This is a genomic window from Salmonella sp. A7, assembly GCF_020181675.1.
Taxonomy (GTDB): Bacteria; Pseudomonadota; Gammaproteobacteria; order Enterobacterales; family Enterobacteriaceae; genus Salmonella; species Salmonella enterica.
Window position 1 is genome coordinate 121,218 of the sequence record NZ_CP084001.1, and the last position, 16,953, is coordinate 138,170.

Genomic DNA, 16,953 nt, shown 5'->3' on the forward strand with positions numbered 1-16,953 from the left:
TGAATTTATAATTAAAAAAATGATTGTGTATAAAAATTATTCGTATCGGATTGCTGCGAAAGAAGTGTTACACTAGCGCATCTAAAATGAGTGCGGTATTAGCCATCGGGTTGCTGTGAAGCCTGGGGCGGTAGCGTGCTTTTTTCTGCTTATTTATCCGGACAATTTCAACCAAAGAGTCGCTTGTGGAAAAGCCATTTCGAAGAATTCTGATTATAAAAATGCGTTTTCATGGAGACATGTTACTTACCACCCCTGTCATCAGTACGCTGAAGCAGAATTATCCCGATGCAAAAATCGATGTGCTTCTTTACCAGAACACCATACCGATATTGTCGGAAAATCCGGAGATTAATGCACTCTACGGCATCAGTAACAAAGGCGCAGGAACAAAAGAGAAGATTAAAAACGCGCTATCGCTAATCAAAAAATTGCGTGCTAACTCGTATGATCTGGTCGTCAATCTCACCGATCAGTGGAGCGTGGCGCTCATTGTGCGTTTTTTAAACGCAAAAACAAAAATCTCGCAGGATTTCGGTAATCGTCAGTCTGCTTTATGGAAAAAGAGCTTTACGCATTTAGTACCTTATGCGGGAGAACATGCTGTTGAGCGCACATTATCCGCGCTAAAGCCGTTAGCGTTAAAACAGTATGTCACGGAAACCACCATGAGCTATCGCCCGGAACATTGGGAAAACATGCGACAACAGCTCAAACAACTTGGTGTGACCCGACAATATGTTGTTATTCAGCCTACGGCACGGCAGCTATTTAAGTGCTGGGATAATGATAAATTTTCTCAGGTTATTGATGCCGTGCAGCGCCGCGGTTATCAGGTTGTACTGACGTCAGGCCCGGCCGCAGACGAGATGGCCTGCGTGGATGCTATTGCACGCGGCTGTGAGACAAAACCGGTTACTGGTCTGGCGGGTAAAACTCGCTTTCCTGAATTGGGCGCGTTGATTGACCATGCGGATCTCTTTATCGGCGTTGATTCGGCCCCTGGTCATATTGCCGCAGCAGTCAAAACGCCGGTCATTTGCCTTTTCGGCGCGACGGATCATGTGTTCTGGCGTCCCTGGACCGACGACATCATTCAGTTTTGGGCAGGAAATTATCAGCCGATGCCTGAACGGCATGAGCTTGATCGTAATAAAAAATACCTTTCCGTGATTCCGGCTGAAGATGTTATCGCCGCGACGGAAAAAATGCTGCCGCATGAGGCACGCCCCATAGATTTGGACAACCTGCTATGAGAGTTGCCTTTTGCTTATATAAATATTTTCCTTTTGGCGGTCTGCAGCGTGATTTTATGCGCATTGCCCAAACCGTGGCGGCGCGAGGTCATCAGGTTCGTGTTTATACTCAGTCATGGGAAGGGGAATGCCCGGATAATTTTGAATTAATCCGCGTGCCGGTTAAATCCCGGACGAACCACGGTCGTAACGCAGAATATTATGCCTGGGTGCAACACCATTTGCGCGACCACCCTGTCGATCGGGTGGTTGGATTCAATAAGATGCCGGGCCTTGATGTGTATTACGCCGCAGACGTGTGTTACGCCGAAAAAGTCGCACAGGAAAAAGGATTTTTCTATCGCCTGACATCACGCTATCGGCATTATGCTGCTTTTGAACGCGCCACGTTTGAACACGGCAAGCCGACGCAACTATTAATGCTGACGAATAAGCAGATTGCTGACTTCCAAAAACATTATCAGACTGAAGCGGAGCGTTTCCATATTCTTCCTCCGGGGATTTACCCGGACAGAAAATATAGCCAACAGATCCCAAACAGTCGTCAAATTTATCGTCAGAAAAATGGTATCTCAGAACAGCAAAAATTACTGTTGCAAGTAGGGTCTGACTTTACTCGTAAAGGTGTGGATCGCTCTATTGAAGCGCTGGCATCGCTACCCGAATCTTTACGGCAAAATACGGTGCTCTATGTTGTTGGGCAGGATAAGCCGAAGAAGTTTGCAGCGCTGGCTGAAAGAAGCGGCGTCGGCACGAATGTGCATTTTTTCTCCGGACGTAATGATATCGCGGAGTTAATGGCGGCAGCCGACCTTTTACTGCATCCAGCCTATCAGGAAGCTGCTGGTATTGTTTTGCTGGAAGCCATTACTGCTGGTTTGCCGGTGCTGACAACCGCGGTGTGCGGTTATGCACATTATATTGTGGATGCAAACTGTGGCGAAGCGATGACTGAACCATTCCGCCAGGATGCTCTAAATGAGGTTTTACTCAAAGCGCTGACACAGCCTTCCTTACGCAGCGCCTGGGCTGAAAATGCGCGGTATTATGCTGATACCCAGGATTTATACAGCTTACCGGAGAAGGCCGCAGATATTATTACAGGTGATTTAGATGGTTGAGCTGAAAGCGCCGTTAACCACACTATGGCGCGGTAAAGATGCTTTTGAGGAAGTGAAAACGTTACAGGGCGAAGTGTTCAGAGAGCTGGAGACGCGTCGAACATTGCGGTTTGAGCTGGACGGCAAAAGCTACTTCCTGAAGTGGCATAAAGGCACTTCGCTGAAAGAAATTGTGAAGAACCTGATTTCGTTACGTATGCCTGTTCTGGGCGCTGACAGAGAATGGCACGCCATTCATCGTCTACATGAGCTGGGCGTTGATACGATGCACGGCGTTGGTTTTGGTGAAAAAGGCGTAAATCCGCTAACCAGAACATCATTTATTATCACCGAAGATTTAACGCCCACGATTAGCCTTGAAGACTACTGTGCTGACTGGGCTGTTAATCCACCGGACGCGCAGGTGAAGTGGATGATTATTAAGCGTGTTGCGACTATGGTACGTAAAATGCACGCCGGGGGAATTAACCATCGTGACTGTTATATTTGCCACTTTCTTCTGCATTTACCTTTCACAGGTCGTGAAGAGGATTTAAAAATCTCCATAATCGACCTGCATCGCGCGCAGATACGTCAGCACGTTCCCCTTCGCTGGCGTGACAAGGATTTAATTGGGCTTTATTTTTCTTCAATGAATATTGGCCTGACTCAGCGAGATATATTCCGGTTTATGCGTGAGTATTTCTCTCTCCCCCTGCGAGAGATTTTGCAAAAAGAATCGGGGTTGATTCATCAGGCGGATGTTAAAGCCGCTCGAATTAAAGAAAGAACAATAAGAAAAAATCTTTAATATAAAATTTATATATTTAAATAGCTTAGAGGCTATATGTTTCTATTCATATGCATGACTAATTTGCAATTATTGATTGCACGGTCAATTATAGAAAAAGAGCAGTTGAAAAAAGTTGATGTTTTATTTATTGGCGATGTAGATAACGTAAAAAATCAGTACTATTTAAAAAAAATTCAGCCGTTATGTCGGCACTCAGACATCGTCCCGCAGGTAGCAAAATTTTCGACATTTAAAACGATTCAAAGAACACGGTATGCTAAAAAAATCATGGAAAAGTATGCCAGAGAATATCATATTGTTTTCTTCGCGAATTTTCATGTCCCGCTTATACACCATATTTTATCCTGTATCACTTTTTCTGAAATAAAAACCTTTGATGATGGTACAAATAATATCAATCAGAAAAGTATAATGTATGAAAATAAGAATATAAGCGCCACATCGAAGTTAATACGAAAGCTGATGGGGCGTAAATATCATAAAGATGAAATATTAAAGTTAGACGCAAAACATTATACTCTATTTCCTAATAGAACCAACATAATTGAAAAGACCGAAGGAATTATATTGGTACACCATAACGGTCTTCCTGATACGAATAATGGCTTTAAAAAAGTATTATTGGGAACAGTATATACTGATGCGTTAAAAAATAAAGAAGATGAGTGTGTTTTTCTTCAGCATCTTCAGCGGTTTATTAAAAAAGAAGCGGTTGATATATATATTCCTCACCCTCGATATGACTCTCATCAGTTTAATGGTGTATTGAATGTTAACTCTGAAATGATAGCCGAGGACATTATTTTAGAATATCTGGAGCAAGGGATATCATTAGAGATATATGGATTTAATAGCACAGTTCAGTATAACCTAAATAATATCTCAACTATCAAAAACTATAAAATAACCAGCCCTTTTCTAAAAGATAGCTTTAATCATGGACTGGGGTTCGATTTTAATCAGGTCTCAGTATAAATATAGTGTTGATTGGGTTTGTTCTTACAGAATTTTAAAAGTGAAGGAAGCCGAATAACATGAGTGTCAGCAAATGGTGACTTCATTGAAAATAGCATTTATAGGCGAAGCGGTATCTGGTTTTGGAGGGATGGAAACCGTTATTAGCAACGTTATCCATACGTTTGAAAATAGCTCTCCGAAAATCAACTGTGAAATGTTTTTCTTTTGTCGTAATGACAAAATGGATAAAGCATGGCTAAAAGAGATTAAATATGCGCAATCATTCTCAAATATAAAATTAAGTTTTCTTCGTCGAGCTAAGCATGTTTATAATTTTAGTCAGTGGCTGAAAGAAACGTCACCGGATATTGTGATATGTATTGATGTCATCTCATGTCTTTATGCCAATAAAGCACGAAAGAAAAGTGGTAAACAGTTTACTATTTTCTCGTGGCCGCATTTTTCGCTCGACCATAAAAAACATGCAGAATGTATAACGTACGCGGATTATCATCTGGCCATCAGTAGTGGTATTAAAGAACAGATGATGGCACGGGGTATCTCAGCGCAAGATATTAGCGTCGTTTATAATCCTGTCTCTATTAAAACAATCATTGTGCCGCCGCCTGAGCGCGATAAACCCGCTGTATTTCTCTATGTAGGGCGTCTTAAATTTGAAGGGCAGAAAAGAGTTAAAGATCTATTTGATGGCTTAGCTCGTACGACAGGAGAATGGCAGCTACATATTATTGGTGATGGCTCAGATTTTGAAAAGTGCCAGGCCTATAGTCGGGAGCTTGGTATTGAGCAGCGTGTGATCTGGTATGGTTGGCAAAGCGCGCCGTGGCAAGTCGTACAGCAAAAAATAAAAAATGTCACCGCGTTACTACTTACCTCTGCATTTGAGGGATTTCCTATGACCCTGCTGGAAGCAATGTCATATGGAATTCCGTGTATTAGTTCTGATTGTATGTCTGGTCCGCGCGATATGATTAAACCCGGCTTGAATGGTGAGCTTTACACCCCGGGGGCTATAGATGATTTTGTAGGACACCTTAATCGCGTTATTTCTGGTGAAGTAAAATATCAGCATGATATTATTCCCGGCACGATTGAGAGATTTTATGATGTGCTATATTTTAAAAATTTTAATAATGCAATATTCTCGAAATTACAAAAGTGATCACTATGAGCAGAAAATATTTTGAAGAAGAAGTCATTCAACAGACTTTAGATTATAACTATGCACAACATAGTGATGCTGATAAATTTAATATAGCTTATGGGATTGATAAAAACTTTCTTTTTGGCTGTGGTGTCTCTATTGCATCGGTTCTCCTCGCTAACCCAGAGAAGGCGTTAGCTTTCCATGTTTTTACCGATTTCTTTGACTCTGAAGACCAGCAGCGATTTGAGGCATTAGCAAAACAGTACGCTACGCAGATTGTTGTTTACCTAATCGACTGTGAGCGCTTAAAATCGCTACCCAGTACCAAAAACTGGACCTATGCAACATACTTTAGATTCATTATCGCCGATTATTTTTCAGATAAAACAGATAGAGTACTTTATCTGGATGCAGATATTGCATGTAAGGGGAGTATTCAGGAGCTTATTGATCTTAACTTCGCTGAAAATGAGATTGCGGCTGTCGTTGCTGAAGGCGAGTTGGAATGGTGGACTAAGCGCTCGGTTAGCCTGGCAACGCCTGGGCTGGTTTCTGGCTATTTTAATGCCGGTTTTATTTTAATTAACATACCTCTTTGGACCGCAGAAAATATCTCTAAGAAAGCGATTGAAATGCTAAAAGATCCGGAGGTAGTACAGCGCATAACGCACCTTGATCAGGATGTATTAAATATATTGTTAGTGAATAAAGCGCGTTTTGTTGATAAAAAATTTAATACACAATTTAGTCTTAACTATGAATTAAAAGATTCAGTTATTAATCCAGTTGATGCTGAGACTGTATTTGTTCATTATATCGGACCAACGAAGCCCTGGCATAGTTGGGGGGCTTATCCTGTGTCACAATATTTTTTACAGGCTAAGAGCAACTCACCATGGTCTCATTGTGCACTTTTAAATCCAGTCACTAGTCATCAGTTACGTTATGCGGCAAAGCATATGTTTAATCAGAAGCATTATACTTCGGGTATAAATTATTATATAGCCTACTTTAAACGTAAACTTCTTGAATAAAACCCATAGGTGATGTAATGGATTCATTTCCTGAGATAGAAATAGCTGACTATAAAGTTTTTGATGAAAGTAATAATAATAATGATGATAACGTATTAAACATTTCTTATGGCGTTGATGAAAACTATCTTGATGGTGTAGGGGTATCAATTGCTTCAGTTGTACTAAACAATAATATCCCGCTCGCTTTTCACATTATTTGTGATTCATATTCTCCGTGTTTTGTAAAATATATAGAGCGTTTAGCCGTACAGCATCACATAAAAATTTCTCTTTATCTTATTAAAGTAGAAAGCCTTGAGGTATTGCCTCAAACTAAAGTATGGTCGAGAGCAATGTATTTTCGTTTATTTGCTTTCGATTATCTCAGCAAGAAGGTAAATACCTTACTTTATTTGGATGCCGATGTTGTATGCAAAGGATCTTTGCAAGATCTTCTACAGCTTGATTTGACAGAGAAGATTGCTGCGGTCGTAAAAGATGTTGATTCCATCCAGAATAAGGTAAATGAGAGATTAAGAGCATTTAATTTACAAGGTGGTTATTTTAACTCCGGCGTGGTTTTTGTTAACCTGAAATTATGGAAAGAGAATGCCTTAACCGAAAAGGCATTTTTACTTTTGGCAGGTAAAGAAGCTGACTCTTTTAAATATCCCGATCAGGATGTTTTGAATATTCTCCTACAGGATAAAGTCATTTTTCTCCCACGACCGTATAATACCATTTATACTATCAAAAGTGAGTTGAAAGATAAGTCACATAAAAAGTATAGCAATATAATTAATGATAATACTATTTTAATTCATTATACGGGCGCTACAAAACCATGGCATGCCTGGGCAAATTATCCGTCAGTTATCTATTATAAAAATGCACGGTTGAATTCGCCCTGGAAAGATTCTCCTGCAAAAGATGCGCGTACCATAGTTGAATTTAAGAAGCGATATAAACATCTTCTCGTGCAGGGGCATTATTTTAAAGGCCTTCTGGCTGGAAGCGCATATCTTTATCGTAAACTTTTCCACAAATAATTCCCCTGCCTAAATCTCCATTATGATTATTGAAAAAAAGATTAAAAACTATACTGTCTTTGTCAAAAAAGACGGTGAAAAATACATTGAGATATTTAAAGATTTTCTATCTTATAATCATCAGGTTATTAAAGTCTTCCGTAATATAGAAGATACAAAAGTTGTATTGATTAATACAGACTACGGAAAATATATTCTCAAAGTATTTAGTCCAAAAGTAAAAAATACTGAACGCTTTTTCAAATCGTTAGTAAAAGGGGATTACTACGAAAAGCTTTTTCATCAGACAGATCGTGTGCGGCGTGAAGGGTTTGCGGCGCTTAATGATTTTTACCTGCTGGCGGAAATTAAAACATTACGCTATGTAAAAACATACGTGATGATAATTGAGTATATTGAAGGTATTGAACTTGTTGATATGCCAGAAATTTCTGACGAGGTGAGAGGGAAAATCAAACAGTCGATATATTCTCTGCATCAGCATGGTATGGTTTCGGGCGATCCCCATAAAGGTAACTTTATCCTGCAAGGCAATGAGATCAGAATTATCGATTTGTCCGGAAAAAGACCTTCCAGGCAACGGAAAGCAAAGGATCGTATTGATTTAGAAAGACATTATGGTATCAAAAATAATGTGAGAGATATCGGATTTTACTTATTGATTTATAAGAAAAAACTTCGAAATTTCCTTCGTCGTATTAAGGGTAAGGAAAAGCGCTGATCAATGTAGCACGTTTGGTTTAATTTAAGGGGCTGACTGACTTTTATTTGCTGCAGCGTTATGACATACTTGAGAGAATTTGAGATGTAATATTAGTTATTGAATATAACATTTATTTATAGGTTGCATGATAAACATACGAGTTTTTTATGGGCAGCGTTAACTTCATAACTCACGCCGATGTTCTGCAACTTATTGCGAAAAGAACGGCTGAAGATTGTATTATTTTTCTTTCTGGTCCTACGTCCAGAAAGACGCCGCTGTCCTTGTTACGAATGAAAGATGTCATTGCAGTCAATGGTTCTGTTCAATATTTGCTAAACAATAACGTCAAGCCATTTTTGTACCTTCTGACGGATGTTCGCTTCCTCCATCGCCGGCGCGAAGATTTTTATAACTTTAGCCGCAACAGTCAGTTTACTATCGTCAATCTTGATGTGTACGAACAGGCTTCAGTGGATGATCAAAAATATATTGAAGAAAACTGTTTAATTATTCGCTCCTTTTATCGCCGAGAAAAAGGGGGCTTTTTAAAGAAAATTAAATTTAATATCCTCAAGCGGGTTCATAAAGCATTACTTATTTCAGTTCCCCTTTCGAAAAGAGGACGACTGGCTGGATTTTGCAAGGATATCAGCATCGGGTATTGCTCTTGCCATACTATTGCTTATACCGCTATTCAGGTTGCCTATTCCCTTAAGTATGGTCGTATTATATGTTCTGGGCTTGACTTAACAGGCAGTTGCCCACGTTTCTATGACGAATCTACCAGCCCTATGCCATCTGAGCTTAGTAAAGACTTGTTTAAAATACTGCCATTTTTTACTTTTATGAGAAAAAATGTGAGTGATTTAAATATCTTTAATTTATCAGATGATACTGCAATTCATTACGATATTATTCCATATATTACAGCCTCGGAACTTGAGGATGAAATATATTACGATAAAATTGTCTAGATACTAGATAAATCATTACTTTGCGTTGCTTTGGCACGCATTTCTTTTTCTATAAAGTTAACTATTCTGGATTATAGCTATTATGATTAAAAAAATCATATTTACTGTTACTCCTATATTTTCAATTCCTCCTCGTGGTGCGGCTGCGGTAGAAACCTGGATTTACCAGGTTGCAAAACGACTATCAATACCGAGTGCTATTGCTTGTATAAAGAATGTTGGCTATCCTGAATATAATAAAATAAACGATAACTGTGATATTCATTACATTGGGTTTAGTAAAGTTTATAAGCGTCTTTTTCAGAAATGGACTCGTCTCGACCCACTACCCTATTCCCAGCGCGTCCTTAATATTAGAGATAAAGTGACTACCCAGGAAGATAGCGTCATTGTTATTCATAATAGTATGAAACTGTATCGGCAGATCAGAGAGCGCAATCCGAATGCAAAACTGGTTATGCACATGCATAACGCATTTGAACCAGAACTTCCTGATAACGATGCAAAAATTATCGTGCCCAGTCAGTTTCTTAAAGCGTTTTATGAAGAAAGATTGCCTGCCGCTGCTGTTAGTATTGTGCCTAATGGTTTTTGTGCTGAGACTTATAAAAGAAACCCACAAGATAATCTTCGTCAGCAATTAAATATTGCGGAAGATGCCACCGTTCTCTTATATGCCGGGAGAATTTCGCCTGATAAAGGCATCCTGTTGCTTTTGCAGGCGTTCAAAAAATTACGTACCTTAAGAAGTAATATTAAACTTGTCGTTGTTGGCGACCCTTATGCAAGCCGCAAGGGTGAAAAAGCAGAGTATCAAAAGAAAGTACTGGACGCCGCAAAAGAGATTGGAACGGATTGTATTATGGCTGGGGGGCAATCTCCCGACCAGATGCATAACTTCTATCATATAGCCGATCTGGTTATTGTGCCATCTCAGGTTGAAGAAGCATTTTGCATGGTAGCTGTAGAAGCGATGGCAGCAGGAAAAGCGGTTCTTGCCAGCAAAAAAGGGGGGATTAGCGAATTTGTGTTAGATGGCATAACGGGCTATCACCTCGCAGAACCTATGTCGAGCGACAGTATAATTAATGATATTAACCGTGCGCTTGCTGATAAGGAACGCCACCAGATTGCCGAAAAAGCAAAATCCCTGGTGTTTTCAAAATACAGTTGGGAAAATGTAGCGCAGCGTTTCGAGGAACAAATGAAAAGCTGGTTTGATAAGTGATTGAGTCCGGACGATGGAAAACGCGCTGATACCGTAATAAGTATCAGCGCGTTTTTTTATCTATTTCTTAGCGCCAGCAGAAAACCGGTAATGATACCAATTTGAGCAATATCGACCTGTTCAAAATTGCCACGAACGATATAAAAACCGACGAAAGATAAAAATAGCAAGAGATGAGCATTGTAGGGGCTTATCTCTACTTTCCTGAAGGTAGAGCTGGCTGTTTCCCTGATGATAGCGCCATATAAATAGGCCAGGCTCGCCAGACCCAATATGCCTGCACTAAACCAGATGTACAGAATGGTATTATGCGGACCGATAGATTCTTTAAAGGTCCACGTTGGATAATCGACAACGCGTTTATTATAAACACCATCATACACATCATTACCATAGCCGTAGCCCTTGATCGGGTTTTCCTGAATTAGTATCCACGCGGTGCCCTGGGTTCCGTTAGTATAACGATATGAGCTATCTGTCTGCTGTAATTTATAAAGTAAATGTTCTGGGTCTGGTTTGTTATTATGTTGAGTGATAACCAAAGCGCCGATAATGGCTAATAAAATGGCACCAACTCCTATTAACTTCCATTGGCGGTTCAGTATTGCCCACAGAACACCTACTATGAGCACCGCCAACCATGCCCCTCGCGATAGGGTTCCCAGGATAAAGAAAAGGTAGATAGCGCTAAGCACCAAAAAAACCAACTTAATTGCATTTTTTCTAAACAGCCAAATATTCAATAATGCTGGAAATAAGAAAACCATGGAATCGGACATATGTCGATGCGCATAGCTTATGAATGGCATAATCCCTTTATTATAGTCCTCGATATACAGAATACTCTCTGCAAGGCAGCGAAGCCCTAAACTTGTTAAAAAGGAGAAAAGTACTATTTTCGCAACCGTTTCTTTTGTTTCATCTTTTAATAGTACGGGGATTAATAAAGTATATAATAAGAAACCCTCCAGTACCGTATTTTCAAATTCCTTGAAACTTTCTTTCATATCTGGCGATATGAGTATGGAATAAACAAGGATTAATGATAATACTGCTACGCTATAAAATACGCTATTTTTGAAAAGAGGGGGGAAACTTTTCGGTGAGCGTGAGACCTGATAAATCGCGGTGATAATCATAAGTATGATTATCAAATGTTTATAACGCGTAATACCATCCAGAAAATACGTAGCAACAAAAAGAAAAACCAGCGCTTTATTCCAGATCGGCTTCCATTTCTCTTTATTTAACGTTAATGATGTGGTTAGCATCTTTTCTCCACAATAGGTTTGGGATGAGACAGTGTCTCTTTAATGAATCTTTCCAAATACGCTTGTGGCATCTAAATTCGCCAGGTTCTGTTCTGGTGAGCAGCATGCCATTTGGTTCTTCCCATAACCTCCAATTAACCCAGGGTCCGTTGGGCCATATAGCGTAATATTCGGTCTGTCGAGCGCGGCGGTGAGATGGCTCAGGCCGGTATCAACCGATACGACAAATTTTGCGCCAGCCAGCACTCTGGCGACCTCCTCCAGGCTCATCCGCGGTAACACATCCACATAGTCAAAGCCTTCGGCCAGTCGTTTAGCCCGGGCCTCCTCATGAGGCGCGCCCCAGGGAAGTTTTATCCGTAATCCGGTGTTACCCACCAGGCCGATAAGCTCGCGCCAGTTTGCTTCCGGCCAGTGTTTATCATCGCGGGTCGTGGCATGTAAAAACACCGCATACGGATCGCTAACCGCCTGCTGGCAATGCAGGAAATGTTTTGCGATGGCATAATCGCCCTGCGACTGCGGTTTATCGTATCCCAGACTTTTGGCGAACAGTTCGCGCGTCCGTTCAACCGCATGTTGTTGCTTTGCGATATGGTGTTTACGGTTATAAAACAGGCTGGCCAGCGGTTCGCGGGCGGTACTCCAGTCCATACCGTGCTTTATCCCATGCGCCAGACGCGTCACCAGCGCCGCGCTTTTCACCAGCCCCTGCGCATCAATCACAGCGTCGTATTGGTATGCGCATACCGCCCGATGAAAGGCTGTGCGTTCCGCTTTGATGGGCGCGGAAAACCAGGCCTTGCGCCAACGGCGAATAGCGACGGGAATCACGCGATCGACAGCACTGTGCCAGGACGGAATTTGCGCAAACCCTTCTTCGACAACCCAATCAAATTGAATCCCCGGAATCGCCTGTTGCGCGTCGGTAAGCGCAGGCAGGGTATGTAATACGTCGCCCATTGATGATGTTTTAACGATCAAAATCCGCATTAAACGCCCTCTTCCGACAACAGCGAATGAAGCTCTTCCAGAACCCGCTGCGGCGTGATATCGATCAGGCTCTGGTGATAGCCTTGCGCCGTATCACCTTTACGCACTTTGTGATAACCCGTAATGAGACGAATCACCCGGGCCTTATGAGACAGCGGCGGCGTGAAATCCGGGCTACTTGGGCCATACAAGGCGACCAGCGGGCGGTCGAGCGCCGCCGCGACGTGCATTAGCCCGGAATCGTTGGTGACGATGGCTTTACAGGCGGCTATCAGAATGACGGCCTGTTCCAGCTGGGTTTCCCCCGCCAGGTTGCGACACCATGCCTGCTGCTCGCTATTCAGCGCCGCCAGGATCTCATTTCCGGCTTCATGGTCTTTTGCCGAGCCAAACAGTACGACCTGATACCCTTCGTTAATGAGCTGTTTTGCCAGTTCGGCGTAGTGATAGTGCGGCCAACGTTTTGCCGGGCCAAATTCCGCGCCGGGGCAAAAGCCAATCAGAGGACGTTCAGAAGATAGCGAAAAATCGCTGCACATCAGCGACTTTTCACCCTCGCTAACCTGGAGCTGTGGCCAGAGTAGCGGCTGCGGCAGATCTTTCGCCGTGCGCATCACGCCCTTGTCATAGGCCAGCGCCACGTAGCGCTCCACCATCAGCGGCCAAGCGTCCTTATCAAGGACGCGCGCATCGTTCAGCAGGCCATAGCGCATTTCGCCGCGCCAGCCGGTACGGTGCGGGATATTGGCAAAGAAAGGAATCAGCGCCGATTTAAACGAATTTGGCAACACCCAGGCGCGATCGTAGCGCTTCTCTCGCAGGCTATGGCCCAATCTGCGGCGCTCGCCGATTTCCAGCGCGCCGTGGCCCAGCGGCATGGGTATCGCCTCGTTAACTTCCGGCATACGCGATAACAACGGACGGCACCAGGCTGGCGCCATCACGTCGATTATCGCCTGGGGATAGCGCGCTTTAAGCGTGCGATAGAGACTTTGCGACATCATCATGTCGCCCACCCAGGACGGGCCAATGACCAAAATTTTCATACTTACGCGTCGCGGTTCAGCCAGGCCATATACTCCGTGACGCCTTCGGCGACGGTCTTAAAGGGTTTGTCGTAGCCCGCGTTGCGCAGATTGGTTAAATCCGCCTGCGTAAACGCCTGATAGCGACCTTTCAGCTTATCCGGGAACGGAATGTATTCAATGCTACCTTTTTTATGGTATGCCAGCGTCGCGTCGGCGACGGCCTGGAAAGATTCCGCACGGCCTGTGCCCAGGTTAAAGATGCCGGACTTGCCGCTTTCCAGGAACCACAGATTAACAGCGGCCACATCGCCCACGTAAACAAAGTCGCGCTTGAAGTTTTCGCTGCCTTCAAACAGTTTCGGGCTTTCGCCGTTGTTTAACTGTGTATTCAAATGAAATGCCACGCTTGCCATGCTGCCTTTATGGCCTTCACGTGGTCCATAGACGTTGAAATAGCGGAAACCGACAATCTGCGAGTTCGCTTCTGGCAGGATCTGGCGCACGTATTCATCAAACAGGAATTTAGAATAGCCGTAAACGTTAAGCGGTTTTTCGTATTCGCGCGATTCGATGAAATCAGACGTGCGACCGCCATAGGTGGCGGCAGAAGAGGCGTAGAGGAACGGGATTTCGCGCTCAAGACAATAGTGCAGTAGCTCTTTGGAGTATTGATAGTTATTATCCATCATATACTTGCCGTCCCACTCGGTGGTGGAAGAGCAGGCACCTTCATGGAAAATAGCTTCGATATCGCCGAGCTCTTCTCCGGACATAATCTGGATCAGGAAATCTTCCTTATCCATATAGTCAGCAATGTTCAGATCCACCAGGTTTACAAACTTGGTGCCGTCTTTCAGGTTATCCACCACCAGAATATCGGTGATACCTTTATCATTCAGGGCTTTAACGATATTGCTGCCGATAAAGCCCGCGCCGCCGGTAACGATGATCATAACTGTAACCTTTGAATTATGGTGTCAGAGACTGTCTCAGACATGAATGCTCTTATCATAACACTATTCATCCATTCACTGATAACCCGTGAGGATACGCGTGATTTATGCTGCATTTTAAAGAAGTGATGACGCGTCATCTCGTATCAACGTATCGCTTTGGGTAATATGTGCTGAAATTTGCCCAGTCTGGAGAATCGCAATGCGTGGGGATTTTTACAAACAGTTAACCAACGATCTGGAAACCGCCCGGGCGGAAGGATTGTTTAAAGAAGAGCGCATTATTACGTCTGCGCAGCAGGCGGATATCACCGTGGCGGATGGAAGCCACGTTATTAACTTTTGCGCCAATAACTATCTCGGGCTGGCGAATCACCCTGAGCTGATTAATGCCGCAAAAGCGGGAATGGACAGCCACGGTTTCGGTATGGCGTCCGTGCGTTTTATCTGCGGCACCCAGGACAGCCACAAAGCGCTGGAGCAAAAGCTGGCAAGCTTCCTCGGCATGGAAGATGCGATTCTGTATTCCTCCTGTTTCGACGCTAACGGCGGCTTGTTTGAGACGTTGCTGGGCGCGGAAGACGCCATTATCTCCGACGCGCTGAACCACGCGTCTATCATTGACGGCGTGCGTTTGTGTAAAGCGAAGCGCTATCGCTATGCCAACAACGATATGGCTGAGCTGGAAGCTCGGCTGAAAGAGGCGCGTGAGGCCGGCGCGCGTCATGTCCTGATCGCTACCGACGGGGTGTTCTCAATGGATGGCGTCATCGCCAATCTGAAAGGTGTCTGTGATCTGGCCGATAAATACGATGCGCTGGTGATGGTTGATGATTCTCACGCGGTAGGCTTTGTCGGCGAAAACGGTCGCGGTTCCCATGAATACTGCGACGTAATGGGCCGCGTAGATATTATTACCGGTACGCTGGGCAAAGCGTTAGGCGGCGCATCCGGCGGCTATACCGCGGCGCGCAAAGAGGTCGTTGAGTGGTTGCGTCAGCGTTCCCGCCCATATCTGTTTTCCAATTCACTGGCGCCGGCGATCGTGGCGGCTTCTATTAAAGTGTTAGAGATGGTGGAAGCGGGCGCAGAACTGCGCGATCGCTTGTGGGCGAACGCCCGGCAGTTCCGTGAGCAGATGTCTGCCGCGGGATTTACGCTGGCAGGCGCGGATCACGCCATCATCCCGGTAATGCTGGGAGATGCGGTTGTCGCGCAGAAATTTGCCCGCGAACTGCAAAAAGAGGGCATTTACGTTACCGGTTTCTTCTATCCGGTCGTACCAAAAGGTCAGGCGCGTATTCGTACCCAGATGTCTGCGGCGCATACGCCTGAGCAAATTACGCGTGCGGTAGACGCGTTCACGCGTATTGGTAAACAACTGGGCGTGATTGCCTGAGGATGTAAGATGAAAGCGTTATCCAAACTGAAAGCGGAAGAGGGCATCTGGATGACCGACGTTCCGGAACCGGAAGTCGGCCATAACGATTTGCTGATTAAAATCCGTAAAACAGCCATCTGCGGCACTGACGTTCACATCTATAACTGGGATGACTGGTCGCAAAAAACCATCCCGGTTCCGATGGTCGTGGGGCATGAATATGTCGGCGAAGTGGTCGGCATCGGTCAGGAAGTGAAAGGCTTTAAAATCGGCGATCGCGTCTCCGGCGAAGGTCATATCACCTGCGGTCATTGCCGCAACTGCCGCGGCGGTCGTACTCACCTGTGTCGCAACACCACCGGCGTGGGCGTCAACCGTCCCGGCTGCTTCGCGGAATACCTGGTCATCCCGGCGTTCAATGCGTTTAAAATCCCGGATAACATTTCTGATGATTTAGCCTCTATTTTCGACCCGTTTGGTAATGCGGTGCATACGGCGCTGTCTTTCGATCTGGTCGGCGAAGATGTACTGGTATCGGGGGCGGGGCCAATCGGCGTAATGGCCGCCGCGGTGGCGAAACATGTCGGCGCGCGTCATGTGGTGATTACTGACGTCAATGAATACCGTCTGGAGCTGGCGCGTAAAATGGGCGTCACCCGCGCGGTCAACGTCGCGAAAGAGAGCCTGAACGACGTCATGGCGGAGCTGGGAATGACCGAAGGGTTCGATGTGGGTCTGGAGATGTCCGGCGCGCCGCCGGCGTTTCGTACCATGCTGGACACCATGAATCACGGCGGTCGTATTGCGATGCTGGGGATTCCGCCATCAGATATGTCTATCGACTGGACTAAAGTTATCTTTAAGGGCTTGTTCATTAAAGGTATTTATGGTCGTGAGATGTTCGAAACGTGGTACAAAATGGCGGCGCTGATCCAGTCCGGTCTGGATCTGTCACCGATTATCACCCATCGTTTCTCTATTGATGATTTCCAGAAAGGTTTTGACGCCATGCGTTCAGGCCAGTCAGGAAAAGTTATTCTGAGCTGGGATTAATATGTA

16 protein-coding genes are annotated in these 16,953 nt (G+C 44.3%); 12 read left to right on the forward strand and 4 right to left on the reverse strand.

Going from position 1 to position 16,953, the window contains the following annotated elements:
• Positions 1–185: 185 nt before the first annotated feature.
• The 10 genes from rfaQ (at position 186) to LCS67_RS00625 (ending at position 10,268) form a co-directional block, all read left to right on the forward strand.
• Positions 186–1,256: a lipopolysaccharide core heptosyltransferase RfaQ gene (gene rfaQ, locus LCS67_RS00580; protein WP_071985502.1), complete on the forward strand. Its 1,071-nt coding sequence runs from the start codon at positions 186–188 to the stop codon at positions 1,254–1,256.
• On the forward strand, positions 1,253–2,377 hold the full coding sequence (locus LCS67_RS00585) for a glycosyltransferase family 4 protein (protein WP_001261579.1): 1,125 nt from the start codon (positions 1,253–1,255) through the stop codon (positions 2,375–2,377). The genes rfaQ and LCS67_RS00585 overlap by 4 nt, the downstream gene beginning before the upstream one ends.
• Positions 2,370–3,167, forward strand: a complete 798-nt coding sequence (gene rfaP, locus LCS67_RS00590; protein ID WP_000229821.1) for a lipopolysaccharide core heptose(I) kinase RfaP — start codon at positions 2,370–2,372, stop codon at positions 3,165–3,167. Before LCS67_RS00585 ends, rfaP begins: the two co-directional genes overlap by 8 nt.
• Positions 3,168–3,221: 54 nt before the next feature.
• Entirely contained in the window at positions 3,222–4,145 is a 924-nt protein-coding gene (locus LCS67_RS00595; protein WP_000183407.1) for a glycosyltransferase family 52, read from the forward strand.
• Positions 4,146–4,230: 85 nt separating this feature from the next.
• On the forward strand, positions 4,231–5,310 hold the full coding sequence (gene waaB, locus LCS67_RS00600) for a lipopolysaccharide 1,6-galactosyltransferase (protein WP_000683982.1): 1,080 nt from the start codon (positions 4,231–4,233) through the stop codon (positions 5,308–5,310).
• A 5-nt stretch (positions 5,311–5,315) separates the two neighbouring features.
• Positions 5,316–6,329, forward strand: coding sequence for a lipopolysaccharide 3-alpha-galactosyltransferase (waaO, locus tag LCS67_RS00605; RefSeq protein ID WP_000088482.1), 1,014 nt, complete (start codon positions 5,316–5,318; stop codon positions 6,327–6,329).
• Between the two features lie 17 nt (positions 6,330–6,346).
• Positions 6,347–7,360 (forward strand): lipopolysaccharide 1,2-glucosyltransferase RfaJ, encoded by a 1,014-nt coding sequence (gene rfaJ / locus LCS67_RS00610; RefSeq protein WP_000376851.1) that lies wholly within the window; start codon positions 6,347–6,349, stop codon positions 7,358–7,360.
• A 22-nt stretch (positions 7,361–7,382) separates the two neighbouring features.
• Entirely contained in the window at positions 7,383–8,081 is a 699-nt protein-coding gene (rfaY, locus tag LCS67_RS00615; protein ID WP_000582809.1) for a lipopolysaccharide core heptose(II) kinase RfaY, read from the forward strand.
• 149 nt (positions 8,082–8,230) lie between these two features.
• Positions 8,231–9,040: a 3-deoxy-D-manno-oct-2-ulosonate III transferase WaaZ gene (waaZ, locus tag LCS67_RS00620; protein ID WP_000536017.1), complete on the forward strand. Its 810-nt coding sequence runs from the start codon at positions 8,231–8,233 to the stop codon at positions 9,038–9,040.
• Positions 9,041–9,122: 82 nt separating this feature from the next.
• Complete coding sequence (locus tag LCS67_RS00625) at positions 9,123–10,268, forward strand: lipopolysaccharide N-acetylglucosaminyltransferase (RefSeq protein ID WP_000591836.1); 1,146 nt, start codon at positions 9,123–9,125, stop codon at positions 10,266–10,268.
• A gap of 56 nt (positions 10,269–10,324) precedes the next feature.
• Here the strand turns inward: LCS67_RS00625 and rfaL are convergent, their stop codons facing one another.
• From rfaL to rfaD, 4 genes are read right to left on the reverse strand one after another with little or no spacing between them, the layout of a single operon-like run.
• On the reverse strand, positions 10,325–11,539 hold the full coding sequence (rfaL, locus tag LCS67_RS00630; protein WP_031567239.1) for an O-antigen ligase RfaL: 1,215 nt from the start codon (positions 11,537–11,539) through the stop codon (positions 10,325–10,327).
• Between the two features lie 39 nt (positions 11,540–11,578).
• Positions 11,579–12,532: a lipopolysaccharide heptosyltransferase RfaC gene (gene rfaC / locus LCS67_RS00635; RefSeq protein WP_001221411.1), complete on the reverse strand. Its 954-nt coding sequence runs from the start codon at positions 12,530–12,532 to the stop codon at positions 11,579–11,581.
• Positions 12,532–13,578: an ADP-heptose--LPS heptosyltransferase RfaF gene (gene rfaF / locus LCS67_RS00640; protein WP_000699196.1), complete on the reverse strand. Its 1,047-nt coding sequence runs from the start codon at positions 13,576–13,578 to the stop codon at positions 12,532–12,534. The genes rfaC and rfaF overlap by 1 nt, the downstream gene beginning before the upstream one ends.
• A 2-nt stretch (positions 13,579–13,580) precedes the next feature.
• Positions 13,581–14,513 carry an ADP-glyceromanno-heptose 6-epimerase gene (gene rfaD / locus LCS67_RS00645; protein WP_000587771.1) on the reverse strand — a complete coding sequence of 311 codons (933 nt, stop codon included), beginning with the start codon at positions 14,511–14,513 and terminating at the stop codon, positions 13,581–13,583.
• Positions 14,514–14,715: 202 nt separating this feature from the next.
• Between rfaD and kbl the strand changes: the two genes are divergently transcribed.
• Together kbl and tdh are read left to right on the forward strand one after the other, a co-directional pair.
• Entirely contained in the window at positions 14,716–15,912 is a 1,197-nt protein-coding gene (gene kbl, locus LCS67_RS00650; RefSeq protein ID WP_001213790.1) for a glycine C-acetyltransferase, read from the forward strand.
• A gap of 9 nt (positions 15,913–15,921) precedes the next feature.
• Positions 15,922–16,947 (forward strand): L-threonine 3-dehydrogenase, encoded by a 1,026-nt coding sequence (tdh, locus tag LCS67_RS00655; RefSeq protein ID WP_000645990.1) that lies wholly within the window; start codon positions 15,922–15,924, stop codon positions 16,945–16,947.
• The last annotated feature ends 6 nt before the right edge of the window (positions 16,948–16,953 follow it).

What these genes read in the sequence shown, in the direction of transcription:
- waaZ (WP_000536017.1), top strand. Translation starts at nt 8,231, where the DNA reads ATGGGCAGCGTTAACTTCATAACTCACGCCGATGTTCTGCAACTTATT.
- rfaL (WP_031567239.1), bottom strand. Translation starts at nt 11,539, where the DNA reads ATGCTAACCACATCATTAACGTTAAATAAAGAGAAATGGAAGCCGATC.
- LCS67_RS00585 (WP_001261579.1), top strand. Translation starts at nt 1,253, where the DNA reads ATGAGAGTTGCCTTTTGCTTATATAAATATTTTCCTTTTGGCGGTCTG.
- rfaC (WP_001221411.1), bottom strand. Translation starts at nt 12,532, where the DNA reads ATGCGGATTTTGATCGTTAAAACATCATCAATGGGCGACGTATTACAT.
- rfaP (WP_000229821.1), top strand. Translation starts at nt 2,370, where the DNA reads ATGGTTGAGCTGAAAGCGCCGTTAACCACACTATGGCGCGGTAAAGAT.
- waaO (WP_000088482.1), top strand. Translation starts at nt 5,316, where the DNA reads ATGAGCAGAAAATATTTTGAAGAAGAAGTCATTCAACAGACTTTAGAT.
- rfaD (WP_000587771.1), bottom strand. Translation starts at nt 14,513, where the DNA reads ATGATCATCGTTACCGGCGGCGCGGGCTTTATCGGCAGCAATATCGTT.
- tdh (WP_000645990.1), top strand. Translation starts at nt 15,922, where the DNA reads ATGAAAGCGTTATCCAAACTGAAAGCGGAAGAGGGCATCTGGATGACC.
- LCS67_RS00595 (WP_000183407.1), top strand. Translation starts at nt 3,222, where the DNA reads ATGACTAATTTGCAATTATTGATTGCACGGTCAATTATAGAAAAAGAG.
- kbl (WP_001213790.1), top strand. Translation starts at nt 14,716, where the DNA reads ATGCGTGGGGATTTTTACAAACAGTTAACCAACGATCTGGAAACCGCC.
- LCS67_RS00625 (WP_000591836.1), top strand. Translation starts at nt 9,123, where the DNA reads ATGATTAAAAAAATCATATTTACTGTTACTCCTATATTTTCAATTCCT.
- rfaJ (WP_000376851.1), top strand. Translation starts at nt 6,347, where the DNA reads ATGGATTCATTTCCTGAGATAGAAATAGCTGACTATAAAGTTTTTGAT.
- rfaY (WP_000582809.1), top strand. Translation starts at nt 7,383, where the DNA reads ATGATTATTGAAAAAAAGATTAAAAACTATACTGTCTTTGTCAAAAAA.
- rfaF (WP_000699196.1), bottom strand. Translation starts at nt 13,578, where the DNA reads ATGAAAATTTTGGTCATTGGCCCGTCCTGGGTGGGCGACATGATGATG.